The following is a 24,225-nucleotide window of genomic DNA, read 5'->3' on the forward strand; positions in this document are numbered from 1 at the left end:
CAGTGGTGAAGCCAGGTGCGGGGGACCCGGGTATGGGCCTCAGTGGTGCCTCAGTGGTGAAGGATCTTCGACAGGAAGTCCTTGGCCCGGTCGCTGCGGGGGTTGTTGAAGAACTCCTCGGGCTCGGCCTCTTCGACGATCCGGCCGTCGGCCATGAAGACCACCCGGTTCGCGGCGGAGCGCGCGAAGCCCATCTCGTGGGTGACGACGACCATCGTCATACCGTCCCGGGCGAGCTGCTGCATGACGTCCAGCACCTCGTTGATCATCTCCGGGTCGAGCGCGGAGGTCGGCTCGTCGAACAGGATCGCCTTGGGGTCCATGGCCAGCGCTCGGGCGATGGCCACGCGCTGCTGCTGACCACCGGACATCTGCGCGGGGTACTTGTCCGCCTGCTTGCCCACGCCCACTCGGTCGAGCAGCGTGCGGGCCTTCTCCTCGGCGGTCTTCTTGTCTGTCTTGCGCACCTTCTGCTGGCCCAGCATCACGTTTTCGAGCACCGTCTTGTGCGCGAAAAGGTTGAAAGACTGGAAGACCATGCCGACGTCGGCGCGCAGCCGGGCGAGCTCCTTGCCCTCTTGAGGCAGTGGCTTGCCGTCGATCGTGATGGTGCCGGAGTCGATTGTCTCCAGGCGGTTGATGGTGCGGCAGAGGGTCGACTTGCCGGACCCGGAAGGGCCGATCACAACGACCACTTCGCCCCGTGCGATGTTCAGGTTGATGTCCTGGAGCACATGCAGCGCGCCGAAGTGCTTGTTGACTCCTGACAGCGCAACCAACGCGTCCGCAACGGGAGTTGCGTCCTTGGTCACCGGTACTTCGCTCATTCGGCGTTTCGCTCCGTCCTCCTCGGTTGGGAGGACCTTAGGGGGCCGCCGAGACCAGCGTCATTACATCTGAGCGGAAATTGAGGATAACGATCCGGCAGCGGAGCGGCACTCTGTGTGAACGCGGTCCGAGGCTGCCGTACCGGCTACATAACGGAAACCTAAGTGTGACTAGATGCGTCTTGACGAGCACGCGTCTACTGGGCGTGGATGCCCTGTGGCCATGTTGGCGAAACGCATGCGCCACTCTGTGGAAAGGTGGTGGAAGGCTCGGTGAGGCTGCTGCTCGTCGAGGACGACAACCATGTCGCCGCGGCTCTCTCCGCGGTGCTCGCGAGGCACGGTTTCGAAGTTACGCACGCCAGAAGCGGTGAGGAGGCGCTCAGAGCGCTGCTGCCCGACTCGGGGCCGCCGTTCGGCGTTGTGCTCCTCGACCTCGGGCTGCCGGACCAGGACGGCTTCCAGGTGTGCGGCAAAATCCGCAAGCGGACCACCACTCCCGTGATCATGGTGACCGCGCGGGCGGATGTAAGATCCCGCATCCATGGTCTCCACCTCGGTGCCGACGACTATGTGGTCAAACCCTACGACACCATGGAGCTGCTCGCCCGGATCCACGCTGTGAGTCGGCGCACGCTTCCGGCCGACCCCGCCCCGGCCTCCGAGGAGGGCACCGAGAGCCGCAACGCACCCCTGCGGATCGGCCCCGTCACCCTCGATCTGGCCACCCGGCAGGTCGCGGTGGAGGGTACGACCATCTCGCTCACCCGTAAGGAGTTCGACTTGCTGGCGCTGCTCGCCCAGCGCCCCGGCGTCGTCTTCCGGCGGGAGCAGATCATCAGCGAGGTGTGGCGGACCAGTTGGGAGGGGACCGGGCGCACCCTGGAGGTGCACGTCGCCTCGCTCCGCTCCAAGCTGCGCATGCCCGCGCTGATCGAGACGGTTCGCGGCGTCGGGTACCGCCTGGTGTCACCGGCGAGCTGAGGACCCGAGAGACTTCTCCCCGTGCGCACCCGACTTCTCCCGCTCCTCATCGTCCTCATGGCCGGCGTGCTGCTCGCGCTCGGCTTCCCGCTCGCGGGCAGCGTGGCCGCCCGCGAGCAGCAGCGCGTGGTCGTCGACCGGATCGACGACACCGCGCGGTTCGCCGCGCTCGCGCAGTTCGTCACGGCCGGGCCGGCCGCGGCCGCCAGCGCGGAGGACGACGAACGGCTCAGCACCCTGAAGGCTGAACTCCGGCGCTACCACGCCCTGTACGGCATCCGGGCCGGCGTCTTCTACCGGAGCGGCAAGCCCATGGCCCAGGCGCCCGACGGCTGGCGGCTCCCCAAGGCCGGGGACGGCGCCGAGGCGTTCGAGGAGGCCCTCCAGGGCCGTCGCAGCCATGACCCGGACCAGGTCTGGCCCTGGCAGCGGGGCCGGCTCACCGTCGCCTCCCCCGTGGTGCGCGACGGCGACGTGGTGGCCGTCGTGGTCACCGACTCGCCCACCGGGCAGATGCGGTCGCGCACCCTGCACGGGTGGCTGGTGATCGCCGCGGGGGAGGCCGCCGCGATGCTCCTGGCGGTCGGGGCGGCCTTCCGGCTCACCGGCTGGGTGCTGAGGCCCGTACGGATCCTCGACACCGCCACCCACGACATCGCCACCGGGCGTATGCAGTCGCGCGTCGCGGCCGCCTCCGGGCCGCCCGAGCTGCGCCGCCTGGCCCGCTCCTTCAACGAGATGGCCGACAACGTCGAGGAAGTCCTCGAACAGCAGCGTGCGTTCGTCGCCGACGCCTCCCACCAGCTGCGCAACCCGCTGTCCGCGCTGCTGCTGCGCATCGAGCTGCTGGCCCTCGACCTGCCCGACGGCCACGAGGAGATCGCCTCGGTGCGCACCGAGGGCAAGCGCCTCGCCCAGGTCCTGGACGACCTCCTGGACCTGGCCCTGGCCGAGCACTCCACCACCGACCTCAAGCTCACCGACATCGCCGAGCTCGCCGCCGACCGGGTCGACGCCTGGCTCCCGCTCGCCGAGCGGGAAGGCGTCCGCCTCTCCTACGAGGGCCCGTCGGCCGTGGCCGGCTGGGCCGACCCGGTGGCGCTGTCCAGCGCGCTGGACGCCGTCGTGGACAACGCGCTGAAGTTCACTCCGGCGGGCGCGGACGTGCGGGTCTCCGCCCAGCCGGACGGGGACACGGTCGCCATAGTCGTCGCCGACGGCGGCCCCGGCCTCACCGAGGACGAGCTCGCGCGCATCGGCGACCGCTTCTGGCGCAGCGGCCGCCATCAGAACATCAACGGCTCCGGCCTGGGGCTGTCGATCTCCCGGGCGCTGCTCGCCGCGGGTGGCGCCTCCATCGAGTACGCCCCCAACGAGCCGTGCGGGCTGCGCGTGACGATCACCGTGCCGCGCACCGGGCCGCACTAGGCGGGCCCCGGTACGGCGTCGCGGTAGGGGGTCGCAGTAGAGGGTCGCAGTAGGGGCGGGCCGGGTGTGGGCGGTGGGCCCTACGGCTTGACCGAGCGGTAGTAGCGCGCCGCGCCCGCGTGGAGTTCCAGCGGGTCGGTGAAGATCGCGGTGCGAAGGTCCACCTTCTGCGCCGCGTGCACCTTGGAGCCGATGCGGTCCCGGTTCTCTATCACGGTCCGGGTGACGGCCTCCGCGAGCGCGGGGTCCACCCGGTCCGTGGTGACCAGGAGGTTCGGCACCGCGATGGTCTTGATGGCGTCCTTCTGGCGCATGTCCGCGTACGCGTCGGCGGGCACGGCCGCCGCCCTGTAGTAGCGGGTCACGCCGCCCTGGCTGTGCAGCGGGCCGATGAGGTCGCCGAGCTGGACCAGCCGGATCGGGAAGTCCTCGGCCAGGGTGCGCACGGCGGTCGTCGGCAGTCCGCCGGACCAGAAGAAGGCATCCAGCTTGTCCTCCTTCAGGAGGGCAGGCATCCGGTCGATGCCCTCGCGCACGGCCGTGACGTTCTTGTCCATGTCGAGCCCGGCGGCCTTGAGCAGCGACTTGGCGATCAGCTGTACACCCGAGTCGTCCTCGCCGACGCCGACCCGCAGGTTCTTGAGGTCCCGGGTGGACCGCACCCGGGAGCCCCTGGGCACCACCAGCTGCATGTAGTCGTCGTACAGCCGCGCGCAGGCGCGCAGCCGCTCGGAGCCCTTGCCGCCCTGCTCACGGTAGGCGGCCACCGCGTCGGTGGCGGCGATGGCGAACGTGGCCCGGCCCTCGGCGAGCCGCCGGACGTTGTCCGGGGACCCCTTGCTGCGCTGGAGCGTCACGTCCAGGCCGGGGAGGTCCCGGGCGAGGTCGCGGCGCAGCATCTTGCCGTAGGTCTCGTAGACCCCGGTGGGCACTCCGGTCGCGAAGGTCACCGGGCCGTGGGGCGACTCGTCGTCCCCGATCGGCACCAGCCACCACAGGAGCAGGGCGAGCGCGACGGCTCCGGCGGCGGCGGACTGAAGCGCGCGGCGCCGGCCGAGGCGCGGAAGACGGACGGCCATGCGCAGGATCATGACAGTCCCCCCGGCCCTGTGGGGAGGCGGGGGCCGTCGGTGGCCGTATGCGGCCTCAAACGCGGCCTTCCCGATTCGGCACGGTGGCCTGATCGCCGCCCCTTACCCTGGATGGGTGAGCAGCAGCGAGGTAGCCGGTTTGAAGACCTACGAGGTGCGCACCTACGGGTGCCAGATGAACGTCCACGACTCCGAGCGGCTTTCCGGCCTCTTGGAGGAGGCCGGCTATGTCCGCGCGCCCGAGGGCGTGGGTGAGGGCGACGAGGCCTTCGCCGATGTCGTCGTGTTCAACACCTGCGCGGTGCGGGAGAACGCCGACAACAGGCTGTACGGCAACCTCGGCCGGCTGGCGCCCATCAAGGCCGGGCGGCCCGGCATGCAGATCGCCGTCGGCGGGTGCCTGGCCCAGAAGGACCGCGACACCATCGTCAAGAAGGCTCCTTGGGTCGACGTGGTCTTCGGCACGCACAACATCGGCAGCCTGCCGGTGCTGCTGGAGCGCGCCCGGATCCAGGAAGAGGCCCAGGTCGAGATCGCCGAGTCCCTGGAGGCATTCCCCTCCACCCTTCCGACGCGGCGTGAGTCGGCGTACGCGGCGTGGGTCTCGATCTCCGTCGGCTGCAACAACACCTGCACGTTCTGCATCGTCCCGGCGCTGCGCGGCAAGGAGAAGGACCGCCGTCCGGGCGACATCCTCGCCGAGGTGGAGGCGCTGGTCGCCGAGGGCGTCAGCGAGATCACCCTGCTGGGCCAGAACGTGAACGCGTACGGGTCCGACATCGGCGACCGCGAGGCGTTCAGCAAGCTGCTGCGCGCCTGCGGGAAGGTGGCGGGCCTGGAGCGGGTCCGCTTCACCTCGCCGCACCCGCGCGACTTCACGGACGACGTCATCGCCGCCATGGCCGAGACGGACAACGTGATGCCCCAGCTGCACATGCCGCTCCAGTCCGGCTCGGACACCGTGCTGAAGGCGATGCGCCGCTCCTACCGGCAGGAGCGCTACCTCGGGATCATCGAGAAGGTGCGCGCCGCCATGCCGGACGCCGCGATCTCGACCGACATCATCGTCGGCTTCCCCGGCGAGACCGATGCCGACTTCGAGCAGACCCTGCACGTCGTGCGCGAGGCGCGCTTCGCCCAGGCGTTCACCTTCCAGTACTCCAAGCGGCCCGGCACGCCGGCCGCCGAGATGGACGGGCAGGTGCCGAAGGCCGTCGTCCAGGAGCGCTACGAGCGGCTGGTCGCCCTCCAGGAGGAGATCTCCTGGGAGGAGAACAAGAAGCAGATCGGCCGGACCGTGGAGGTGCTGGTCGCGGAGGGCGAGGGCCGTAAGGACGGCGCCACCCGGCGGCTGTCCGGCCGCGCCCCCGACAACCGCCTCGTCCACTTCGCGCGGCCCGAGGAGAGCGTCCGTCCGGGGGATGTCGTCACCGTGGACCTCACCTACGCGGCACCGCACCACCTGCTCGCCGAGGGCCCGGCCAAGGGCGTGCGGCGCACCCGTGCGGGCGACGCGTGGGAGCGGCGCAACGCGGCCGAGGAGAAGAAGCCCGCGGGCGTGATGCTGGGCCTGCCGACGGTCGGCGCCCCGCCGCCGGTCCCCGCGCCCGCCGCGGGCTGCGGCTGCGACTGAGCGGGACGGCGACGTCTTCCTGATGGTGCCGGAGGCCGCGACGGGCAACTACTGCCGGCGGTTCCGGGTGGCCGAGCTGCTGTGGGACTCGGAGCCCCGGCCCGAGCCTGCCGGATAGGCTGGCGATCATGCTGATCGCCGCCGCTGTCTGCCCCTGTCCACCGCTGCTGGTGCCCGAGGTCGCCGCCGGGGCGGCCGGTGAGCTGGCCGCGCTGCGCGCGGCGTGCCTGGACGCGGTCGGGGTGCTGGCCGCGGCGCGGCCGGAGCGGCTGATCGTCGTGGGGCCCGCGGAGTGCGACGGGCGCGGCCCGCACCCGCAGGGCACGCCCGGGTCGTTCGGCGGCTTCGGGGTGGACCTGGACGTACGGCTCGGCGGCTGGGGCGAGGCCGGAGCCGGGGCCGAGGCCTCCGAGCGGACGCTGCCGCCCTCGCTGGCCGTGGCCGCGTGGCTGCTGGAGCGCGCGCGGTGGCAGGCCGCGCCGGTCGAGGGGCTGGGCGTGGGGGAACCTCTGGCGGCCGAGCGGTGTAGAGAAGTCGGAAGGGAACTGGCGGCACAGGCCGAGCGGGTCGCGCTGCTGGTGATGGGCGACGGCAGCGCGTGCCGGACGCTGAAGGCTCCGGGCTATCTCGACGACCGGGCGGCCGCCTTCGACGCGGAGGTGGCGCGGGCGCTGGGCGCGGCGGACATCGCCGCGCTCGCCGAGCTGGACGAGGAGCTGGCGGCCGAGCTGAAGGCGGCGGGCCGGGCGCCGTTGCAGGTGCTCGCGGGCGCGGGCGAGGGGGCCGCGCTGAAGGGGGAGTTGCGGTATGAGGGAGCGCCGTACGGCGTGGGGTATTTCGTCGCGATGTGGTCGTAGCGGCCCTCGCGGGAGCGGGTACGAGAGCGGGCATGGGCGCGGCCGCGGAGCGGGCGCTCCGCGGCCGTTCGCCGGAGGGGCTCAGGCGCTGGGCCGCTCGTCGCCCTTGGCCTTGCCCCCGCCCTCTTGCCCGTGGGAGAAGCGGCCGAGGGCGCCCTTGGCCTTGTCCGCACTGTTCTCGAGCTTGTCGCGGTACTTGCCCTTGGTCTTGGTGTCGACCGTCTTGACGGCCTTGTCCAAGCCGCGCTCGATCTTCTCCTCGTGCTGCCGTGTGAAGCCGGCGGCCTTGTCCTTCATGACTCCGGCCTTGGCCTTGAGGTTGTCCAGCACGCTCATGGGCCACCTTCCCTCGGTCAATGACTATCTGCGGGCACTCTCGTCGGTCTCGCTGTCCGCGGCGCCGAGCGATTCCTGTACGGCCTCCTGCTCGGCTTCCCGCGTGGGCTCCTGTTCAGTCTCCCGCACGGGCTCCCGCGCGGCATCGGCCTCCTGCTTGGACTGCTGCTTCGGAATACCGATGGCCTCGCCCGCCGGGGCAGCCGCCCCGGCGTGCTCCGGCCCCGCCTCGTCAGCGGCGCCGGCCGTCACTCCGTCCACCGAGGTGTGGGCCTCGGGCTGCTCGGTTGACGCCTCGGGCGATCGGCTCGCCTCCTTGGGACCTCGGCGAAACCAATCAAAAACACCCATAACTATCTCCATACCCTACTCGTGCGGGCGATATCGCGTGCCGCTCAGGCAACGACCCCGGAGGTGTCCCGTCACGTAGCTCGTTCGAGTAGGCGGTCCAGGGTTTGCGAGACTGGTCCGGTGAATACCCCAGGCCCCCCACCCAGCGTCATCGCCGTCGTCGGCCCCACCGCGGCCGGAAAGTCCGACCTGGGCGTCGCCCTCGCCCGCCACCTCGGCGGCGAGGTGGTCAACGCCGACTCCATGCAGCTCTACCGGGGCATGGACATCGGCACCGCCAAGCTGACCGAGGAGGAGCGGCAAGGGGTGCCGCACCGGCTGCTGGACATCTGGGACGTCACCCGGACCGCCAGCGTCGCCGAGTACCAGCGGCTGGCCCGCGCCGAGATCGACCGGCTGCTCTCGGAGGGCCGCACCCCCGTCCTGGTCGGCGGCTCGGGGCTCTACATCCGCGGTGCGATCGACGCCCTCGAGTTCCCCGGCACGGACCCGGCCGTCCGGGCCCGGCTCGAGGCCGAGCTGGCGGAGCTCGGCTCGGGTGCGCTGCACGCCCGGCTCGCCGCCGCCGACCCCGAGGCGGCTCGCGCGATCCTGCCCAGCAATGGCCGGCGGGTGGTGCGGGCGCTCGAGGTGATCGAGATCACCGGCCGCCCCTTCACCGCGAATCTGCCGGGCCACGAGGCCGTCTACGACACCCTTCAGATCGGCGTCGACGTCGAGCGCCCCGAGCTGGACGAGCGGATCGCGGTGCGCGTGGACCGGATGTGGGAGGCCGGGCTCGTGGACGAGGTGCGCCGGCTGGAGGGCGCCGGGCTGCGCGACGGCCGCACCGCGTCCCGCGCCCTGGGCTATCAGCAAGTGCTTTCCGCGCTGGCCGGGGAGTACGGCGAGGACCAGGCCCGGGCCGAGACCGTGCGGGCCACCAAACGGTTTGCGCGACGCCAGGACTCCTGGTTCCGGCGCGACCCGCGCGTCCACTGGCTCAGCGGCGCGGTCGCCCGCCGCGGGGAGCTTTTGCACGACGCGCTGGCGTTGGTGGACCGGGCGGTCACAGCCTGATCACGTGATGGCATCGGGACGCTCCGTGTGCCATACCGGCCCGTGCGGGCATGCCATCATCGAGCTCCGATCGTGCTGTTGTTCAGGAGTTGGGAGGGCGGGTGGCGATGGAGGCCGGCCCTCGCGACGTATCGCAGCAGTCGCCCCACGGCGACCCGGGTCCGCTCACCTCCGACGGCCCTGACCTCGCCTCCGACGGTCCGGACCTCACTTCCGACGGTCCTGGCGGCGACGCGGTCTCGGCTGAGCCCGGCGCCCCGGCCATCGACGACGGCATCGAGGGGCTCCCCGCCCCCGGTGAGTCCTTCAGCGAGCTGCGTCCGCCGCGCCGGTTCCGGATCTGGCAGATCGCGCCGATCGTCGGCCTCGCCATCCTGGGCTCGCTGATGTTCGCCTTCCCGCTCGCCTTCGAGTTCGGCGACGGCGGGGCGGTGGTCGCCATGCTCGGGCTGCTGTTGAGCTGCTGCGCCGCCGGATGGGGCCTGATGGCCGCCCGTCGCGTGGGCTACACCTGGCCGGGGCTGCCGCCCCGGGGCTCCGGGCGCCGCCCCGACTGGCGGTTCATCCTGCTGTACGTGGCGGTTGTGGCGGTGCTGGCCACCCTCACCATCTGGCGCGTGGCCCGCCTGCGCTGATCCCCGCCGGTAGCGCCTCCGCCGGTCACCGCCGGTGGCGCCCCGCTCGTGGTCACCGCTGGTGGCGAGCCCTCTCGGAGCACTCGTCCCGGGCGCCCCGTAGGATCGAGGGATGAACGACGCGCCCCGGCCGACCTTCCTCAAGGGCCACGGCACCGAGAACGACTTCGTCATCGTCCCCGACCCGGACGGCCGGCTCGAGCTGTCCCCGGCCGCCGTCGCCCGCATCTGCGACCGCCGGGCCGGCATCGGCGGTGACGGGCTGATCCGCGTCGTACGGTCCTCGGCGCACCCCGAGGCCCGGGCCATGGCCGACGAGGCCGAGTGGTTCATGGACTACCGCAACAGCGACGGCAGCGTCGCCGAGATGTGCGGCAACGGAGTCCGCGTCTTCGCCCGCTATCTGGAGCGGGCCGGGCTCGTCGAGCCCGGCGATCTCGCGGTCGCCACCCGCGCCGGAGTGCGCCGCGTCCATATCGCCAAGGACGGCCCCGGCGGCGCCGAAGGCCACGGCGGGGCGATCACCGTCCGGATGGGCAAGGCCCTGCTGCCCGAGCCCGGCCCCGACGGCCCGATCACGGTCACCGTCGGCGAGCACAGCTGGCCCGCCCGCCACGTGGACATGGGCAACCCGCACGCGGTCGCGTTCGTCGACGACCTCGGCCAGGCGGGGCGCCTGCTCGACGCCCCCGGGGTGACCCCCGGCTCCGCGTATCCGCACGGCACCAACGTCGAGTTCGTGGTCGACCGCGGCCCGCGCCATGTGGCGATGCGGGTGCATGAGCGCGGCTCCGGCGAGACCCGATCCTGCGGCACCGGCGCCTGCGCCGTGATGGTTGCCGCCGCCCGCAGGGACGGAGCCGACCCCGCGGCCGAGGGCCACCCCGTCACCTACACCGTGGACGTCCCCGGCGGACGCCTGGTGATCAGCGAACTCCCGGACGGTACGGTGGAGATGACCGGCCCGGCCGTGATCGTCGCCGAGGGCGAGATCGACCCTGCCTGGCTGGACACGGCCGTCGCCTGAGAGTTCACCCCAATGGGTGATCCATTTCACTCTGGGCGAGAGCCGGTCGGCCGTGCGTGATGGGCTCGGTAGCATCAAGCACCGGCCCAGGGGGAGTGCCCACGCCGGTTGACGCTCGACGCCGCCGGAGGTGCCCATGAGCGCAGAGGCCACCGACCACGCCGCTCTCGGCCGCAGGCGCGGCCTCCCGCGCATCGACCTGCGCAATCTCCGCAGGTTCAGCAGGGCCGCGCTGTCGGGCTCGCCCGCCCGCGGCCGCCTGCCGGACGCGATCGAGCATGTGGCCAAGGTGCACCGGGCCCACCACCCCGGGGCCGATCTCGACGTACTGCGCCAGGCGTATGTGCTCGCCGAGTCCTCGCACCGCGGCCAGATGCGCAAGAGCGGCGAGCCGTACATCACCCATCCGCTCGCGGTCACCCTCATCCTCGCCGAACTGGGCGCCGAGACCACGACCTTGACGGCGTCACTCCTCCACGACACGGTCGAGGACACCGATGTGACGCTGGATCAGGTGGGCGAGCAGTTCGGTGAGGAGGTCCGCTATCTCGTCGACGGCGTCACCAAGTTGGAGAAGGTCGACTACGGCGCGGCGGCCGAGCCCGAGACGTTCCGCAAGATGCTGGTCGCCACCGGCAACGACGTGCGCGTGATGTCCATCAAGCTCGCCGACCGCCTGCACAACATGCGCACCCTCGGTGTGATGCGCCCCGAGAAACAGGCGCGCATCGCCAAGGTCACCCGCGATGTGCTGATTCCGCTCGCCGAGCGGCTGGGCGTACAGGCGCTCAAGACCGAGCTGGAGGACCTGGTCTTCGCCATCCTCCACCCCGCGGAGTACGCCCGCACCCGCGAGCTGCTGCTGGAGCACGCGGGCCGTCCGGACCCGCTCGCCCGCGCCGCCGAGGACGTACGCGCCGTGCTGCACGAGGCGGGCATCGCCGCCGAAGTCCTCGTCCGGCCCCGGCACTTCGTATCCGTCTACCGAGTGGGCCTCAAGCGCGGCGAGCTGACCGGCTCCGACCTCGGCCGGCTGCTCGTCCTCGTCTCGGAGGACGCGGACTGCTACGCGGTCCTCGGCGAGCTGCACACCTGCTTCACCCCGGTCATCTCGGAGTTCAAGGACTTCATCGCGGTCCCCAAGTTCAACCTGTACCAGTCGCTGCACACGGCGGTGGCCGGGCGCGACGGCGAGGTCGCCGAAGTCCTCATCCGCACCCACCAGATGCACCAGGTCGCCGAGGCCGGGGTGATCGCCCTCGGCAATCCCTACGCGCCGAACGCGCCGTCGGAGGCCGCCGACGCGCCCGACGGCGAGCGCGCCGACCCCACCCGCCCCGGCTGGCTGTCGCGGCTGCTGGCCTGGCAGAGCGCCACCCCCGACCCCGACACGTTCTGGTCCTCGCTGCGCGCCGAGCTCGCCCAGGACCGGGAGATCACCGTCTTCCGGGCCGACGGCGGCACGCTGGGCCTGCCCGCGGGGGCCAGCTGTGTGGACGCCGCGTACGCCCAGTACGGCGAGGCCGCCCACGACTGCATCGGCGCCAGGGTCAACGGCCGTATCGCGACGCTGAGCACCGTGCTGCGCGACGGCGACATGCTTCAGCTGCTCATGGCGCGCGACACCCGGGACGCCGCCTCCTCGGGGCCCTCGCCCGAGTGGCTCGACCACGCCCGCACGCCGGCCGCGCGCATCGCCATCAGCCGCTGGCTCGCGGCCAACCCGGAGCGGCAGCAGCCCCAGCCGGCCACCGGCCCGGGCCCCGCACCGGCCGAGGACCCCGCCGGGGCCGCCGGGAGCGGCACGGCCGGCGGAGGCGGCGCGTCCGGTGGGGCCGCGGTGCGGGAGGCGGTCGCCACCGGCATCGCCGCGGACCTGCCCGGCGCGGCCGTGCGACTGGCCGGCTGCTGCACCCCCGTGCCCCCGGACGTGGTCATCGGCTTCGCGGTGCGCGGCGGGGCCGTCACCGTGCACCGCGAGCAGTGCCCCGCGGTGGCCCGTATGACGGCGGCCGGGCGGAGCACGGTCGGGGTGCGCTGGCTGGAGGGGGAGGAGAGCGACGGGGGCGACTACCGCGTGACCCTCCTGGCCGAGGCGTTCAGCAGACCCCGTCTGCTGGCCGACCTCACCGAGGCCATCGCCGCCGAGGGCGCGGCCGTGGTCTCGGCCGCCGTCGAGCCGCCCCGCGAGCAGCGCGTCCGCCATACGTACACGCTCCAGCTGCCCGACCCCGGCCGGCTGCCGACGCTGATGCGCGCCATGCGCGATGTGCCCGGGGTCTACGACGTGACGCGGGCTGGCCGGCGGATGGCGGCGGCGCGGTCCTGAACCGGCCGGAGCCAAGGCCCGAACCCCCATTCGGGTGGAGTTGGGCCGCGCCGCCCGGCGCGGTCGTCCGGGCGTTGATAGCCGTAGATCATGCTGTCTTCCCCGAGGGGACGCCCCTCGCCGGCCCGGCGCGCGCGACGTCGCAGGACCGCCGCCGCGGCCGCCGCGCTGACCGCCGCCCTCGTCGCGATCTGCCCGTCCTCGGCCGCGGGGCCGGTGTCCTCGGCGCCCGCGCCGCCCCCGGTCCCCCGGGGCATCGGCGACCGGCTCTTCCCGTATCTCGGCAACCCCGGCTACGACGTCGCGTCATACGACATCGCGCTGCGCTACCACGGCAACGACCGGCCGCTTGATGCCATCACCACCCTCACGGCCCGCGCCACCGCGCCGCTGCCCACCTTCAACCTCGACTTCGCCCATGGCGATGTGCGCTCGGTGCGGGTCGACGGCAGGCCCGCCCTGTTCACCGGCGCGGGGGAGGACCTCGTCATCACCCCGGGCCGGCCGGTCCACCGCGGCGCCCGGTTCCGGGTCACCGTCAGGCACACCAGCGACCCGGGCGGCAGCGGCGGCGGCTGGGTCCGCACCCACGACGGCCTGGCGATGGCCAACCAGGCCGACGCCGCGCACCGCGTCTTCCCCTGCAACGACCACCCCTCCGACAAGGCGCGCTTCACCTTCCGCGTCACCGCCCCCAAGCGACTCACGGTCGTCGCGAACGGGCTGCCGCTCGGGCGCACCCAGAAGGGCGACGACATCACCTGGCGGTACGGCCTCGCCCACCCCATGGCCACCGAGCTGGCGCAGATCTCCATCGGCCGTTCGGCCGTCCTGCACCGCACCGGCCCCGGCGGGATGCCGGTGCGCGACGTCGTGCCCGCGGCGGACCGCGAGCGCCTGGCCAAGTGGCTCGCGCGCACACCGGCACAGCTGGAGTGGATGGAGAAGAAAGTCGGCCCCTACCCCTTCGAGACGTACGGGTTGCTCATCGCCAGGGCCACGACCGGCTTCGAGCTGGAGACCCAGACCCTCTCCCTCTTCGAGAGCGGCCTGTTCACCACCTCCGGACTGCCCTCCTGGTACATCGAGTCGATCATGGTGCACGAGCTGGCGCACCAGTGGTTCGGCGACAGCGTCAGCCCGCGCCGCTGGTCCGACCTGTGGCTCAACGAGGGCCATGCCACCTGGTACGAGGCGCTGTACGGAGACGAGCGCGGAAAGCTGCCGCTCGAGAAGCGGATGCGCCTCGCCTACCGGCAGTCCGACGCCTGGCGCGCCTCCGGCGGCCCACCCGCCGCCCCCCTGCCGTCCGACGCCGACCACCAGATCGGCATCTTCCGCCCGGTCGTCTACGACGGCAGCGCCCTGGTCCTGTACGCGCTGCGGCAGCGGATCGGGCGGGCGGCGTTCGAGCGGCTGGAGCGGCGCTGGACACACCGGTACCGCGACGGGGTGGCCTCGACCGGGGATTTCATCCGGCTGGCGTCGGAGGTGGCGGGCCGCGACCTGTCCGGCTTCCTGTGGCCCTGGCTGTACGGGAGGACGACGCCGAAGATGCCCGGGCACCCCGACTGGAAGTCCGACGCCGCGGCCCACGGGGAAACCATGGCGAAAGCCGGCGGAAACCCGGGTGACGGCCCGGCCGCCGCGTGCGACCATCGACGGGTCGGCGCAGCGGCCGGCGGCCGGGAATCCTCCGGGTCCGCCACGCGTTGTCGACGGTGACAGCACCCAACGACGTAAGGATCGATTTGACCCACTCCTCTTCCCTTCCGCAGGACCGGCAGCGCTTCGCCTTCGCCGAGAGCCTTCGGGCGGACGCCCTGATGGAAGAGGACGTCGCCTGGAGTCACGAGATCGACGAGGAGCGTGACGGCGACCAGTACGACCGATCCGAGCGGGCCGCGCTGCGCCGCGTCGTGGGCCTGTCCACCGAGCTGGAAGACGTCACCGAGGTCGAGTACCGGCAGCTGCGCCTGGAACGCGTGGTGCTGGTCGGCGTCTGGACGTCCGGCACGGTGCAGGACACGGAGAACTCCCTGGCGGAGCTGGCCGCGCTCGCGGAGACCGCGGGCGCCCTCGTGCTCGACGGGGTCGTCCAGCGGCGTGACAAGCCGGATCCGGCCACCTACATCGGCTCGGGCAAGGCCCAGGAACTGCGCGACATCGTGGTCGAGACCGGCGCCGACACGGTGGTGTGCGACGGTGAGCTGAGCCCCGGCCAGCTGATCCACCTGGAGGACATCGTCAAGGTCAAGGTGGTGGACCGCACCGCCCTGATCCTCGACATCTTCGCCCAGCACGCCAAGTCCCGAGAGGGCAAGGCGCAGGTCTCGCTGGCCCAGATGCAGTACATGCTGCCGCGGCTGCGCGGCTGGGGTCAGTCGCTGTCCCGGCAGATGGGTGGCGGTGGCTCCGGAGCGGCTGGCGGCGGTATGGCCACCCGAGGCCCCGGTGAGACCAAGATCGAGACCGACCGGCGCCGTATCCGCGAGAAGATGGCGAAGATGCGCCGGGAGATCGCGGAGATGAAGACCGGCCGCGACATCAAGCGGCAGGAGCGCAAGCGCCACCGGGTGCCCTCGGTCGCCATCGCCGGATACACCAACGCGGGGAAGTCCTCGCTGCTCAACCGGCTCACCGGCGCGGGTGTTCTGGTGGAGAACGCACTGTTCGCCACCCTGGACCCGACCGTGCGCCGGGCCGAGACGCCCAGCGGGCGGCTGTACACCCTCGCGGACACCGTCGGCTTCGTGCGGCATCTGCCGCACCACCTGGTCGAGGCGTTCCGCTCCACCATGGAGGAGGTCGGCGACGCCGATCTGATCGTCCATGTGGTGGACGGCTCGCACCCGATGCCGGAGGAGCAGCTGGCCGCCGTGCGCGAGGTGATCCGCGATGTGGGCGCGGTCGACGTGCCCGAGATCGTGGTGGTCAACAAGGCGGACATGGCGGATCCGCTGGTGCTCCAGCGGCTGCTGCGCCTCGAGAAGCGCGCCATCGCGGTGTCGGCCCGTACGGGGCAGGGCATTGACGAGCTGCTCGGGCTGATCGACGCCGAGCTGCCGCGACCTCAGGTCGAGATCGAGGCGCTGGTGCCGTACACCCAGGGCAAGCTGGTCTCGCGTACGCATGCCGATGGCGAGGTGCTCTCCGAGGAGCACACCGCGGAGGGCACGCTGCTCAAGGCTCTGGTGCACGAGGAACTGGCCGCCGAGCTGCGGCGGTACGTACCCGCAGCCACCCCCTCGCAGGGCTAGCCACACCCCTTCCACGGCGAAGGCCCGCCTCCGGGAGACCGGGGGCGGGCCTTCGTCGTACGCGCCGAGGGCGCGCGGGCCCTCGCGGGGTGTGCGGGGCGCGGCGGCCGGCCGGGGCCGACCGCCGCGCCCTTCGTTCCGGCACGGCCGGATGGTTCTACTGGCGTCCTACTGGTTGGCGAACTTCTTGCTGACCGCGTTGTAGAGGGCCTTCGCCTCGGGGCCGAGGTGCGGGCCGGCCAGCCAGGTGGCGTTGGACGGGCCGATCGACGTGTTCGACACCAGCGCCGGCTTGCCGTTGGAGCCGGTCGCGACCCAGCCGCCGCCGGACGAACCCGCGGTCATGGTGCAGCCGATGCGGTACATCGTCGGCTGCTTGGCGTCGAGCGAGAGCCGGCCGGGCTTGTCCGTGCACTGGTTCATCTTCTGGCCGTCGAAGGGGGGCGCGGCCGGGTAGCCCGTGGCCGTGATCGCGCTGATGGACTTCACCGCCGGGGCGTTGAAGTCGACCGGCAGCGCGCCGCCGACCGTCTCCTCGAGCGACTTGCCGCCGCTGTTCTCCGGCTTCACATGCAGCACCGCGAAGTCGTACGGGGCGCCCTTGCCGCCGATGGACGCGCCGTTGTCGATCCACTGCGAGGAGGTCTGCGCCCAGTCGGCCCACCAGACACCCTTGGGCGCCAGCTGTTCCTTGGTGGCGTTCTCCAGCTCGGCGGCCGACTTGCCGGCGTCGTTGTACGAGGGGACGAACATCAGGTTCTTGTACCAGCCGCCGCCCTTGCCCGCGTGGACGCAGTGGCCCGCCGTCCACACCAGGTTGGACTTGCCCGGGTGCGCCGGGTCCTGCACCACGGTGGCGGAGCAGACCATCGAGCCCTGGGGGCCGTCGAAGAAGACCTTGCCCGCCTCGGGGACGTTGGCGCTGTAGGGGCTCGCGACCTGTTTGGCCGTGACCGGCTGCGGGTCAGGGTCGGTTATGCCCTGGTCGCCCGAGATGTCGTTGTCGTCGACCGGAGTGTCGGGCTCCTGGGCCTCCTTCATCCGGTCCGGCTTCCAGAGGTCCTTGATGATCGGGTTGATGAAGTCGCCCGCCTCACGCAGCCAGTCGTCCTTGTCCCACTTGTTCCAGGCGCCGTTCTTCCACTTGTCCAGGTCGATCCCGAGGTCCTTCAACTTGTCGTCGAGGTTGTCGGGAAGGGTGACGTCGCCGGCGTTCTGAGAGGAGGAAGCGGTCGGCTCGGACTCCGCGTTGTCGTCCGAGGGGCCGCACGCCGTGGCGGTCAGCGCCAGCACCGAGGCGATGGCCGCGGCGGCCAGCACGGGGGAGTTGCTGCGGGTGCGCAGCGCCCTCCACCTGGACCGTGAGCGCGAGGCTTGCTGGCGATTGGATGGCATGGGCGGAACTCCCCCTGATGTTCTGGGCTGCTCTGAGTGCTGCTGTGAATTTGTCATGCACCGCCCCCGAGGATGGGGCGGCCCCCACTATGCCGGTGCCGCCTACGACGGCCGGAGCCGGGTCCTTGGTTCCCGGTCGCACGGATCTTCCGGTTGCCCGTGATCCCACGCCCCACGCGTCGTTGGTACGTGCGGGGGACAGCCGAAAGGCGCTCAGCAGCAGGAGGACCGAAGCCGTGCCCGCACCCGACATGCCGCACTCCCCCGGGGAACACCGCCCACACCTTCCGTCGGCACCGCGGACCGCCGCCGAGCGGTGCCAGGACGGGGCAGGCGCCGAGGCGGCGGTCGTCCCACGGCAGGGCCGCCGCGCCGACAGCGCGCCCCGCGGCCAGACCCCGGCGACCCGCCCGGCCCCGCTGGGCGGCTCCCCGTGCGACGTCCCAGAGCTCGACCCGTACGACGCCCCGGACGATCCGCTGGACCACCCCGACCCCTGGGCCGCGGCGGACGCCTGCGCCACCGAGAACCTGCTGCGCTGCTGGGTGCGCGAGAGCGGCGCCGCTCCCCCCGACACGGACACCCTGCGCATCCCGCTCCCCGCCACCGACACCGCGCTGCTCGTGCCAGTGCGCCACTGGTCAGCCACCGGATGGCACCGCTTCGGCCCACCCGTGTTCGACGGCGGCGCCCAGGACGCGCCCGCCCTCGACGCGGTCACCCTCGCCTCCCTCCTCGGCCGGGAGGCGGACCACGGCACCGAGCGGCTCGGTGCCCGGGCCGGGACCACCGAACTCGTCGGCCGCGTCGCGAACTCCGTGGAGCACACCGCCCGGTTTCTGTCCCGCCGGCGGGGCGCCCCCGCCGATCCCGCCACGGACACCCCCTTTCTGACCGCCGAACAGTCCCTTCTCTTCGGACACCCCCTCCATCCCACGCCCAACAGCCGCGAGGGGCTCTCCGACGCCGAATCGCCCGTCTTCTCACCGGAGCCGCGTGGCTCCTTCCCCCTGCACTGGATCGCCGTCGACCGGTCCGTGCTGGCCTGTGACTCGGCCTGGACCGAACGCGGCCGGACCGTGCCCGCCGAACGGCTGGCCCTCTCGCTCGCGGGCCCCGACCCGGAACTTCCGTCCGGCACCGTCCCCTTGCCGCTGCACCCCTGGCAGGCCCGGGAGATCCGGTACCGCCCGGACGCCGCCGCGCTCTTCGACACGGGGCTGTTGCGCGACCTGGGACCGGCCGGCGAACACTGGCATCCCACCTCCTCCCTCCGCACCGTGTACCGGACCGGCGCACCCGCGATGCTCAAGCTGTCCCTCGGCCTGCGGATCACCAACTCCCGCCGCGAGAACCTCCGCAAGGAGCTGTGCCGTGGCGTCGAGGTGCACCGGCTGCTGCGCAGCGGCCTCTCCGGGCAGTGGCGTGCGGCCTGCCCCGGGCGCCCCGGTTTCGACATCGTCCGCGACCCCGCCTGGCTCGCGGTCGACAAGCCCGACGGCACTCCGCTGACCGGAGTCGATGTCGTCATCCGGCACAACCCGTTCGGCCCAGGTGACGAGGCCGTGTGTCTGGCAGGCCTCACCTCGCTCCGCCCCTGGCCGGACCGCAGCGCGATGTGCTCACGGCTCGAACGGATCGTCGCCCGGCTCGCCGCCCGAACCGGCCGCCGCCCCGCGACCGTCAGTGCCGAGTGGTTCCTGCGGTATCTGCACACCGTCGTACGGCCCGTGCTCTGGCTGGACGGGGAGGCCGGCATCGCCCTGGAGGCGCACCAGCAGAACACCCTGGTGCTGCTGGACCTCGACGGCTGGCCGATCGGCGGCCGCTACCGCGACAACCAGGGCTACTACTTCCGTGAGTCCCGGCGCCCCGAACTCCAGCGGCGACTGTCCGACCTCGGGGCCCACAGCGACACGTTCGTCTCCGACGAGGTCGCCGACGAACGGTTCGCCTACTACCTCGGCGTCAACAACATCCTGGGCCTGATCGGTGCGTTCGGCTCCCAGCGGCTCGCGGACGAGCGCCTTCTGCTGGCCGCGCTCCGCCGCTTCCTCGCCGAGGCCGCGTCCGGCCCCGCGAAGATCCGCTCGACACTGCCCGCCAGGCTCCTGGAGGCGCCCACCCTGCGCTGCAAGGCCAATCTGCTCACCCGGCTGCGCGGCCTGGACGAGCTTGTGGGCCCGGTGGATACCCAGTCCGTCTATGTCGCCATCCCCAACCCCCTGTTCCGATCGGTGACTTCCCACGCATGACTTCCACGGCCCGGCGCCCCACGACGCCCCGGTAACGACAAGAGGAGAGCGCCGCCATGCCGCCCACCGACTCCGGCACCGGCTCCAGCACCGAGGACACCCTCGACATGCGGCCGTCCGAGGAGCGCGCCGCACGCCTTGCCGAAGAGCACCTCGCCGGGGCGGAGGCCCTCGACCGGCCGGACCTGCTCGACGGGGTCGCCCAGTGGGGGGCCGCCGGCACGGCGGTGGGCGCCTTCCAGCTCGTACCGGTCCACCTCGAGCGCGATGTCGAGCTCATCGCCCGATGGATGAACGACCCGGCCGTCGCCGCCTTCTGGGAACTGTCCGGCCCCGACGAGACCACCGCGCGGCATCTGCGCGCCCAGCTCGACGGCGACGGCCGCAGCGTGCCCTGCCTGGGGGTCCTGGACGGGGTGCCGATGAGCTACTGGGAGGTGTACCGCGCGGACCTCACCCCCCTGGCCCGGTACTACCCGGCCCGGCCGCATGACACGGGTCTCCATCTGCTCATCGGCAGCGTGCGCGATCGGGGCCGCGGCATCGGCACGGCCCTGCTGCGCGCCGTGGCCGACCTCGTCCTCGACCGGCGACCCTCCTGCGGCCGGGTGGTCGCCGAACCCGATCTGCGGAACAGCCCCTGCGTGGCCGCCTTCCTCGGCGCCGGCTTCCGTCTCGCCGCCGAGATGGAACTGCCCGACAAACACGCTGCCCTCATGCTGCGGGATCGCACCCTGCGCCACCTCCTGTGATCCGCCGGCGCCACTTCGCGCCTCTGCCTTCCATACACCGCCCGCCCCGTTCCGGTTCCGCGCCAGGAGATCCGCCCCGTGATGTCAGTGCCGCCGCGTAGGCTGACAGGCCTATGACTGCATCGTCCCCGCCGCCACTCGCTGACCTGCTGCATGCCGCCGTCACCGCCGTCGGCGGCACCGAGCGCCCGGGCCAGGTCGCCATGGCCGAAGCCGTAGCCGAGGCGATCGGCGACAATTCCCATCTGCTGGCCCAGGCCGGCACCGGCACCGGAAAGTCCCTCGGCTATCTCGTGCCCGCCCTCGCGCACGGAGAGCGTGTCGTGATCGCCACGGCCACCCTCGCCCTTCAGCGTCAGCTCGTCGAGCGCGACCTGCCGCGCACCGTCGACGCCCTGCACCCGCTGCTGCGCCGCCGCCCCGAGTTCGCCATGCTCAAGGGCCGCTCCAACTACCTGTGTCTGCACCGCCTCCACGAGGGCGTGCCACAGGAGGACGCCGAGTCGGGGGAAGCCGGGCTGTTCGACCCGTTCGAGGCCGCCGAGCCCACCAGCAAGCTGGGCAAGGACCTGCTGCGGATGCGGGACTGGGCCGATGAGACCGAGACGGGCGACCGCGACGATCTGACCCCCGGCGTCTCCGACCGCGCTTGGTCCCAGGTCTCCGTCTCCTCGCGGGAATGCCTCGGCGCGTCGAAGTGCGCCTACGGTGCCGAATGCTTCGCCGAGGCCGCCCGCGAGCGGGCGAAGCTGGCCGAGGTCGTGGTCACCAACCACGCGCTGCTCGCCATCGACGCCATCGAGGGCGCGCCCGTCCTGCCAAGCCATGAGGTGCTGATCGTCGACGAGGCCCATGAGCTGGTCTCCCGGGTCACCGGAGTCGCCAGCGGCGAGCTCACCCCGGGCCAGGTCAACCGCGCCGTGCGCCGCGCCGCCAAGCTCGTCAACGAGAAGGCGGCGGACGCCCTCCAGACCGCCGCCGAGACCTTCGAGCGGCTCATGGAGCTGGCGCTGCCCGGTCGCCTCGAGGAGATCCCCGAGGACCTCGGCTATGCCCTGATGGCGCTGCGCGACGCGTCGCGTACGGTCATTTCGGCGCTCGGCGCCACGCGTGACGCCTCGGTCCAGGACGAGGACGCCGTGCGCAAGCAGGCCCTCGCCTCCGTGGAGAACATCCACCAGGTGGCCGAGCGCATCGTGGACGGCTCCGAGTACGACGTGGTCTGGTACGAGCGGCATGACCGCTTCGGCGCCTCGCTGCGCGTCGCCCCGCTCTCGGTGTCGGGTCTGCTGCGCGAGAAGCTCTTCGAGGACCGGTCGGTGGTCCTCACCTCCGCGACCCTCAAGCTGGGCGGGGATTTCAACGGCGTGGCCGCCTCGCTCGGACTCTCTCCCGAGGGTGTCCAGGGCGCCGACGGCGAGGAGGGCGCCCCGCCCCCGTGGAAGGGGCTCGATGTCGGTTCGCCCTTCGACTACTCCAAGCAGGGGATCCTCTACGTCGCCAAGCATCTGGCCCAGCCCGGCCGCGAGGGCAGCCGCTCTGACATGCTCGAAGAGCTCGCCGAGCTGGTGGAGGCCGCGGGCGGCCGGACGCTCGGCCTCTTCTCCTCGATGCGTGCCGCCCAGGCGGCCGCGGAGGAACTGCGCGGCAGGCTCGACATGCCGATCCTGCTTCAGGGCGAGGAGACGCTCGGAGAGCTGATCCGCACCTTCGCCGCCGATGCCCGTACGTGCCTGTTCGGCACGCTCTCGCTCTGGCAGGGCGTCGATGTGCCCGGCCCGAACTGTCAGCTGGTGGTGATGGACCGGGTGCCGTTCCCGCGCCCCGACGACCCGCTGATGAGCGCTCGCCAGAAGGCCGTGGAGGAGGCCGGTGGCAATGGTTTCATGGCGGTCGCGGCCACGCATGCCGCCTTGCTGATGGCTCAGGGGGCGGGCCGGCTCGTGCGCGCCTCCGGGGACCGCGGGGTCGTCGCCGTGCTGGACCCGCGTGTCGAGCGGGCCCGCTACGGCTCCTTTCTGCGCAAGTCCATGCCGGACTTCTGGTACACGACCGACCGCAATCAGGTGCGCCGCTCGCTGGCCGCCATTGACGCCGCGGCCAAGAAGGCCCAGGCGTAGCACGGCGCGGACACAGCAGGGCCCCGGAACCGGCGCAGAGGTTCCGGGGCCCGGTCACTGGGCGCGGAGGGTCGACGCGCCTGGACCCGCCGAGCTCAGACCCGGCGCAGCACCGCGACCACCTTGCCCAGGATGGTCGCCTCGTCGCCAGGGATCGGCTGGTACGCGGCGTTGTGCGGGAGGAGCCACACATGGCCGTCCTCCCGCTTGAAGCGCTTGACCGTCGCCTCTCCGTCGAGCATCGCGGCGACGATGTCGCCGTTCTCGGCGACGGGCTGGCGGCGCACCGTCACCCAGTCACCGTCGCAGATGGCGGCCTCGATCATGGAGTCGCCCACGACCTTCAGGACGAAGAGCTCACCGTCACCGACGAGCTGCCGGGGGAGCGGGAAGACGTCCTCGACGGACTCCTCGGCGAGGATCGGGCCACCGGCCGCGATCCGGCCGACCAGGGGCACGTACGAGGCGGCAGGCTTGCCGGTGGTGTCGGCGGGCTGGGCGCTGGGCTGGTCGGAGCCGCGCACCTCGTACGCCCGGGGCCGGTGCGGGTCGCGCCTCAGAAAGCCCTTGCGCTCCAGAGCCATGAGCTGATGGGCGACGGAGGAGGTGCTGGAGAGGCCCACCGCCTGCCCGATCTCACGCATGGACGGCGGGTAGCCGCGCCGCTGCACAGAGTCGCGAATGACCTCGATGACCCGGCGCTGTCGGTCGGTCAGCCCGGAGCTGTCCGCCCGGATGCCTGGAGGTCGGCCGGGTAGGGAGCGCGTGGGCTTCTGCCCCTCCGGGTTCGTGGCTGCGTCATTCATCGGGTGGCCCTGGTTCATCGCGTGCGTGTGTTCGAGTCGGCTCTGGGAACGCTCCTGGGCGGTGATGGTGGCGCTCTCTGTGGTGGTGGTCACGACGGCCCCTCTCGAGATGTTCTCCCTAGTAGGGCAACGGTAGTTGCTTTCGAAAGGTTGCGCCAAACACACGTTCGAGTGAAATTTCGCAGATGAGCTGACGTGATCACAGGATTGGGTGTATAGGGCGATTGATCTGGTGGTCGGTGAAGGGGTGCCCAGTCTGACATCCTCACCCCCGGTGGCGTGGCGGCCGGTGGGCTTCGCGTAGTCTCGTGCCTGCTCGCGAGTCGGGACACGCCGCCGCTGCGGCTGGATGTCAGGCACCACATCTAGTGGTTAGATGGAGTCAGCCGCCCACAGGTTGTGGTCCCCGGTTATTCACAACCGAGCGCTTCGCCTATGCTTGTGGCCGCTTCGAAAGGCCTGTGAGGGCCGGTCGAAGCATGCCGAAGCACGTCAGCTATACGCCGTTCTTGAGGGTGAGGAGGGTACGGAGTCATGCACTGCCCCTTCTGTAGGCACCCCGACAGTCGAGTCGTCGACAGCCGGACCACCGACGACGGTTGTTCGATTCGCAGGCGCCGCCAGTGCCCCGACTGCTCGCGTCGCTTCACGACCGTGGAGACCGCGTCACTGATGGTGATCAAGCGGAGTGGGGTCACCGAGCCCTTCAGTCGCGACAAGGTCATCTCCGGGGTGCGCAAGGCATGCCAGGGCCGCCCGGTCACCGAGGACGCCCTCGCCAAACTCGGTCAGCAGGTGGAAGAGGCCGTGCGGGCCACCGGCAGCGCGGAGCTGTCCACCCATGACGTGGGGCTCGCCATACTCGGCCCGCTCCAGGAGCTCGACCTCGTCGCGTACCTCCGCTTCGCCTCCGTCTACCGCGCCTTCGACTCCCTCGAGGACTTCGAAGCCGCGGTCACGGAGCTGCGCAACCAGCAACGGCCTCCCGCGAACGACCGCGGGCCCGGCGCCGACGGGGCCGCGGAGGTCCCCGCGCCCGCCACCGCCACCGACTGAGTCGCGGCGGCCAAGGCCTGCCGG

General features: G+C 71.9%; 20 protein-coding genes. 14 read left to right on the top strand and 6 right to left on the bottom strand.

The window, feature by feature from the left end; genetic code table 11:
* Window positions 1-50 precede the first annotated feature (50 nt).
* On the bottom strand, window positions 51-827 hold the full coding sequence (locus ACZ4WQ_RS21210) for an amino acid ABC transporter ATP-binding protein (protein ID WP_311723816.1): 777 nt from the start codon (window positions 825-827) through the stop codon (window positions 51-53).
* Between the two features lie 273 nt (window positions 828-1,100).
* Here ACZ4WQ_RS21210 and ACZ4WQ_RS21215 point away from each other — a divergent pair, with 273 nt between their 5' ends.
* Window positions 1,101-1,811, top strand: coding sequence for a response regulator transcription factor (locus ACZ4WQ_RS21215; protein ID WP_311723815.1), 711 nt, complete (start codon window positions 1,101-1,103; stop codon window positions 1,809-1,811).
* Window positions 1,812-1,832: 21 nt separating this feature from the next.
* On the top strand, window positions 1,833-3,239 hold the full coding sequence (locus ACZ4WQ_RS21220; RefSeq protein WP_358846268.1) for a sensor histidine kinase: 1,407 nt from the start codon (window positions 1,833-1,835) through the stop codon (window positions 3,237-3,239).
* 80 nt (window positions 3,240-3,319) lie between these two features.
* On the opposite strand, the gene ACZ4WQ_RS21225 is transcribed toward ACZ4WQ_RS21220, so the two are convergent.
* Window positions 3,320-4,318: a TAXI family TRAP transporter solute-binding subunit gene (locus tag ACZ4WQ_RS21225; protein ID WP_311723813.1), complete on the bottom strand. Its 999-nt coding sequence runs from the start codon at window positions 4,316-4,318 to the stop codon at window positions 3,320-3,322.
* A gap of 127 nt (window positions 4,319-4,445) precedes the next feature.
* On the opposite strand from ACZ4WQ_RS21225, the gene miaB reads away from it, so the two are divergent.
* Together miaB and ACZ4WQ_RS21235 are read left to right on the top strand one after the other, a co-directional pair.
* Complete coding sequence (gene miaB, locus ACZ4WQ_RS21230) at window positions 4,446-5,963, top strand: tRNA (N6-isopentenyl adenosine(37)-C2)-methylthiotransferase MiaB (RefSeq protein WP_361186094.1); 1,518 nt, start codon at window positions 4,446-4,448, stop codon at window positions 5,961-5,963.
* Between the two features lie 128 nt (window positions 5,964-6,091).
* On the top strand, window positions 6,092-6,820 hold the full coding sequence (locus tag ACZ4WQ_RS21235; RefSeq protein ID WP_398373670.1) for a class III extradiol dioxygenase subunit B-like domain-containing protein: 729 nt from the start codon (window positions 6,092-6,094) through the stop codon (window positions 6,818-6,820).
* Window positions 6,821-6,901: 81 nt separating this feature from the next.
* Here the strand turns inward: ACZ4WQ_RS21235 and ACZ4WQ_RS21240 are convergent, their stop codons facing one another.
* Window positions 6,902-7,156: an antitoxin gene (locus tag ACZ4WQ_RS21240; RefSeq protein ID WP_311723810.1), complete on the bottom strand. Its 255-nt coding sequence runs from the start codon at window positions 7,154-7,156 to the stop codon at window positions 6,902-6,904.
* A 24-nt stretch (window positions 7,157-7,180) separates the two neighbouring features.
* Complete coding sequence (locus ACZ4WQ_RS21245) at window positions 7,181-7,507, bottom strand: hypothetical protein (protein WP_311723809.1); 327 nt, start codon at window positions 7,505-7,507, stop codon at window positions 7,181-7,183.
* A gap of 120 nt (window positions 7,508-7,627) precedes the next feature.
* On the opposite strand from ACZ4WQ_RS21245, the gene miaA reads away from it, so the two are divergent.
* The 6 genes from miaA (at window position 7,628) to hflX (ending at window position 15,817) form a co-directional block, all read left to right on the top strand.
* Complete coding sequence (gene miaA / locus ACZ4WQ_RS21250) at window positions 7,628-8,566, top strand: tRNA (adenosine(37)-N6)-dimethylallyltransferase MiaA (RefSeq protein ID WP_311723808.1); 939 nt, start codon at window positions 7,628-7,630, stop codon at window positions 8,564-8,566.
* A 107-nt stretch (window positions 8,567-8,673) separates the two neighbouring features.
* Window positions 8,674-9,201 carry a hypothetical protein gene (locus tag ACZ4WQ_RS21255; protein ID WP_385342226.1) on the top strand — a complete coding sequence of 176 codons (528 nt, stop codon included), beginning with the start codon at window positions 8,674-8,676 and terminating at the stop codon, window positions 9,199-9,201.
* A 112-nt stretch (window positions 9,202-9,313) separates the two neighbouring features.
* The gene (gene dapF / locus ACZ4WQ_RS21260; protein ID WP_311723806.1) at window positions 9,314-10,228 is read left to right on the top strand and encodes a diaminopimelate epimerase; all 915 of its coding nucleotides are present in this window, start codon (window positions 9,314-9,316) and stop codon (window positions 10,226-10,228) included.
* Window positions 10,229-10,364: 136 nt separating this feature from the next.
* Window positions 10,365-12,557, top strand: a complete 2,193-nt coding sequence (locus ACZ4WQ_RS21265; protein WP_398373671.1) for a RelA/SpoT family protein — start codon at window positions 10,365-10,367, stop codon at window positions 12,555-12,557.
* 90 nt (window positions 12,558-12,647) lie between these two features.
* Window positions 12,648-14,282: a M1 family metallopeptidase gene (locus tag ACZ4WQ_RS21270; RefSeq protein ID WP_398373672.1), complete on the top strand. Its 1,635-nt coding sequence runs from the start codon at window positions 12,648-12,650 to the stop codon at window positions 14,280-14,282.
* 26 nt (window positions 14,283-14,308) lie between these two features.
* Window positions 14,309-15,817, top strand: a complete 1,509-nt coding sequence (gene hflX, locus ACZ4WQ_RS21275; protein WP_398373673.1) for a GTPase HflX — start codon at window positions 14,309-14,311, stop codon at window positions 15,815-15,817.
* Window positions 15,818-15,985: 168 nt separating this feature from the next.
* Here hflX and ACZ4WQ_RS21280 read toward each other — a convergent pair whose 3' ends face one another.
* Window positions 15,986-17,212 carry a trypsin-like serine peptidase gene (locus tag ACZ4WQ_RS21280; protein ID WP_311723802.1) on the bottom strand — a complete coding sequence of 409 codons (1,227 nt, stop codon included), beginning with the start codon at window positions 17,210-17,212 and terminating at the stop codon, window positions 15,986-15,988.
* Between the two features lie 251 nt (window positions 17,213-17,463).
* Here ACZ4WQ_RS21280 and ACZ4WQ_RS21285 point away from each other — a divergent pair, with 251 nt between their 5' ends.
* The 3 genes from ACZ4WQ_RS21285 (at window position 17,464) to ACZ4WQ_RS21295 (ending at window position 22,339) form a co-directional block, all read left to right on the top strand.
* On the top strand, window positions 17,464-19,467 hold the full coding sequence (locus ACZ4WQ_RS21285; RefSeq protein ID WP_398373994.1) for an IucA/IucC family protein: 2,004 nt from the start codon (window positions 17,464-17,466) through the stop codon (window positions 19,465-19,467).
* 56 nt (window positions 19,468-19,523) lie between these two features.
* Window positions 19,524-20,219 carry a GNAT family N-acetyltransferase gene (locus tag ACZ4WQ_RS21290; RefSeq protein ID WP_358846276.1) on the top strand — a complete coding sequence of 232 codons (696 nt, stop codon included), beginning with the start codon at window positions 19,524-19,526 and terminating at the stop codon, window positions 20,217-20,219.
* A gap of 113 nt (window positions 20,220-20,332) precedes the next feature.
* The gene (locus ACZ4WQ_RS21295; RefSeq protein WP_311723799.1) at window positions 20,333-22,339 is read left to right on the top strand and encodes an ATP-dependent DNA helicase; all 2,007 of its coding nucleotides are present in this window, start codon (window positions 20,333-20,335) and stop codon (window positions 22,337-22,339) included.
* A gap of 95 nt (window positions 22,340-22,434) precedes the next feature.
* On the opposite strand, the gene lexA is transcribed toward ACZ4WQ_RS21295, so the two are convergent.
* Window positions 22,435-23,238, bottom strand: a complete 804-nt coding sequence (lexA, locus tag ACZ4WQ_RS21300; RefSeq protein WP_311723798.1) for a transcriptional repressor LexA — start codon at window positions 23,236-23,238, stop codon at window positions 22,435-22,437.
* Window positions 23,239-23,679: 441 nt separating this feature from the next.
* Here lexA and nrdR point away from each other — a divergent pair, with 441 nt between their 5' ends.
* Complete coding sequence (gene nrdR / locus ACZ4WQ_RS21305) at window positions 23,680-24,201, top strand: transcriptional regulator NrdR (protein ID WP_311723797.1); 522 nt, start codon at window positions 23,680-23,682, stop codon at window positions 24,199-24,201.
* Window positions 24,202-24,225: the final 24 nt, after the last annotated feature.

Source organism: Streptomyces sp. NPDC028305 (genome assembly GCF_055569495.1).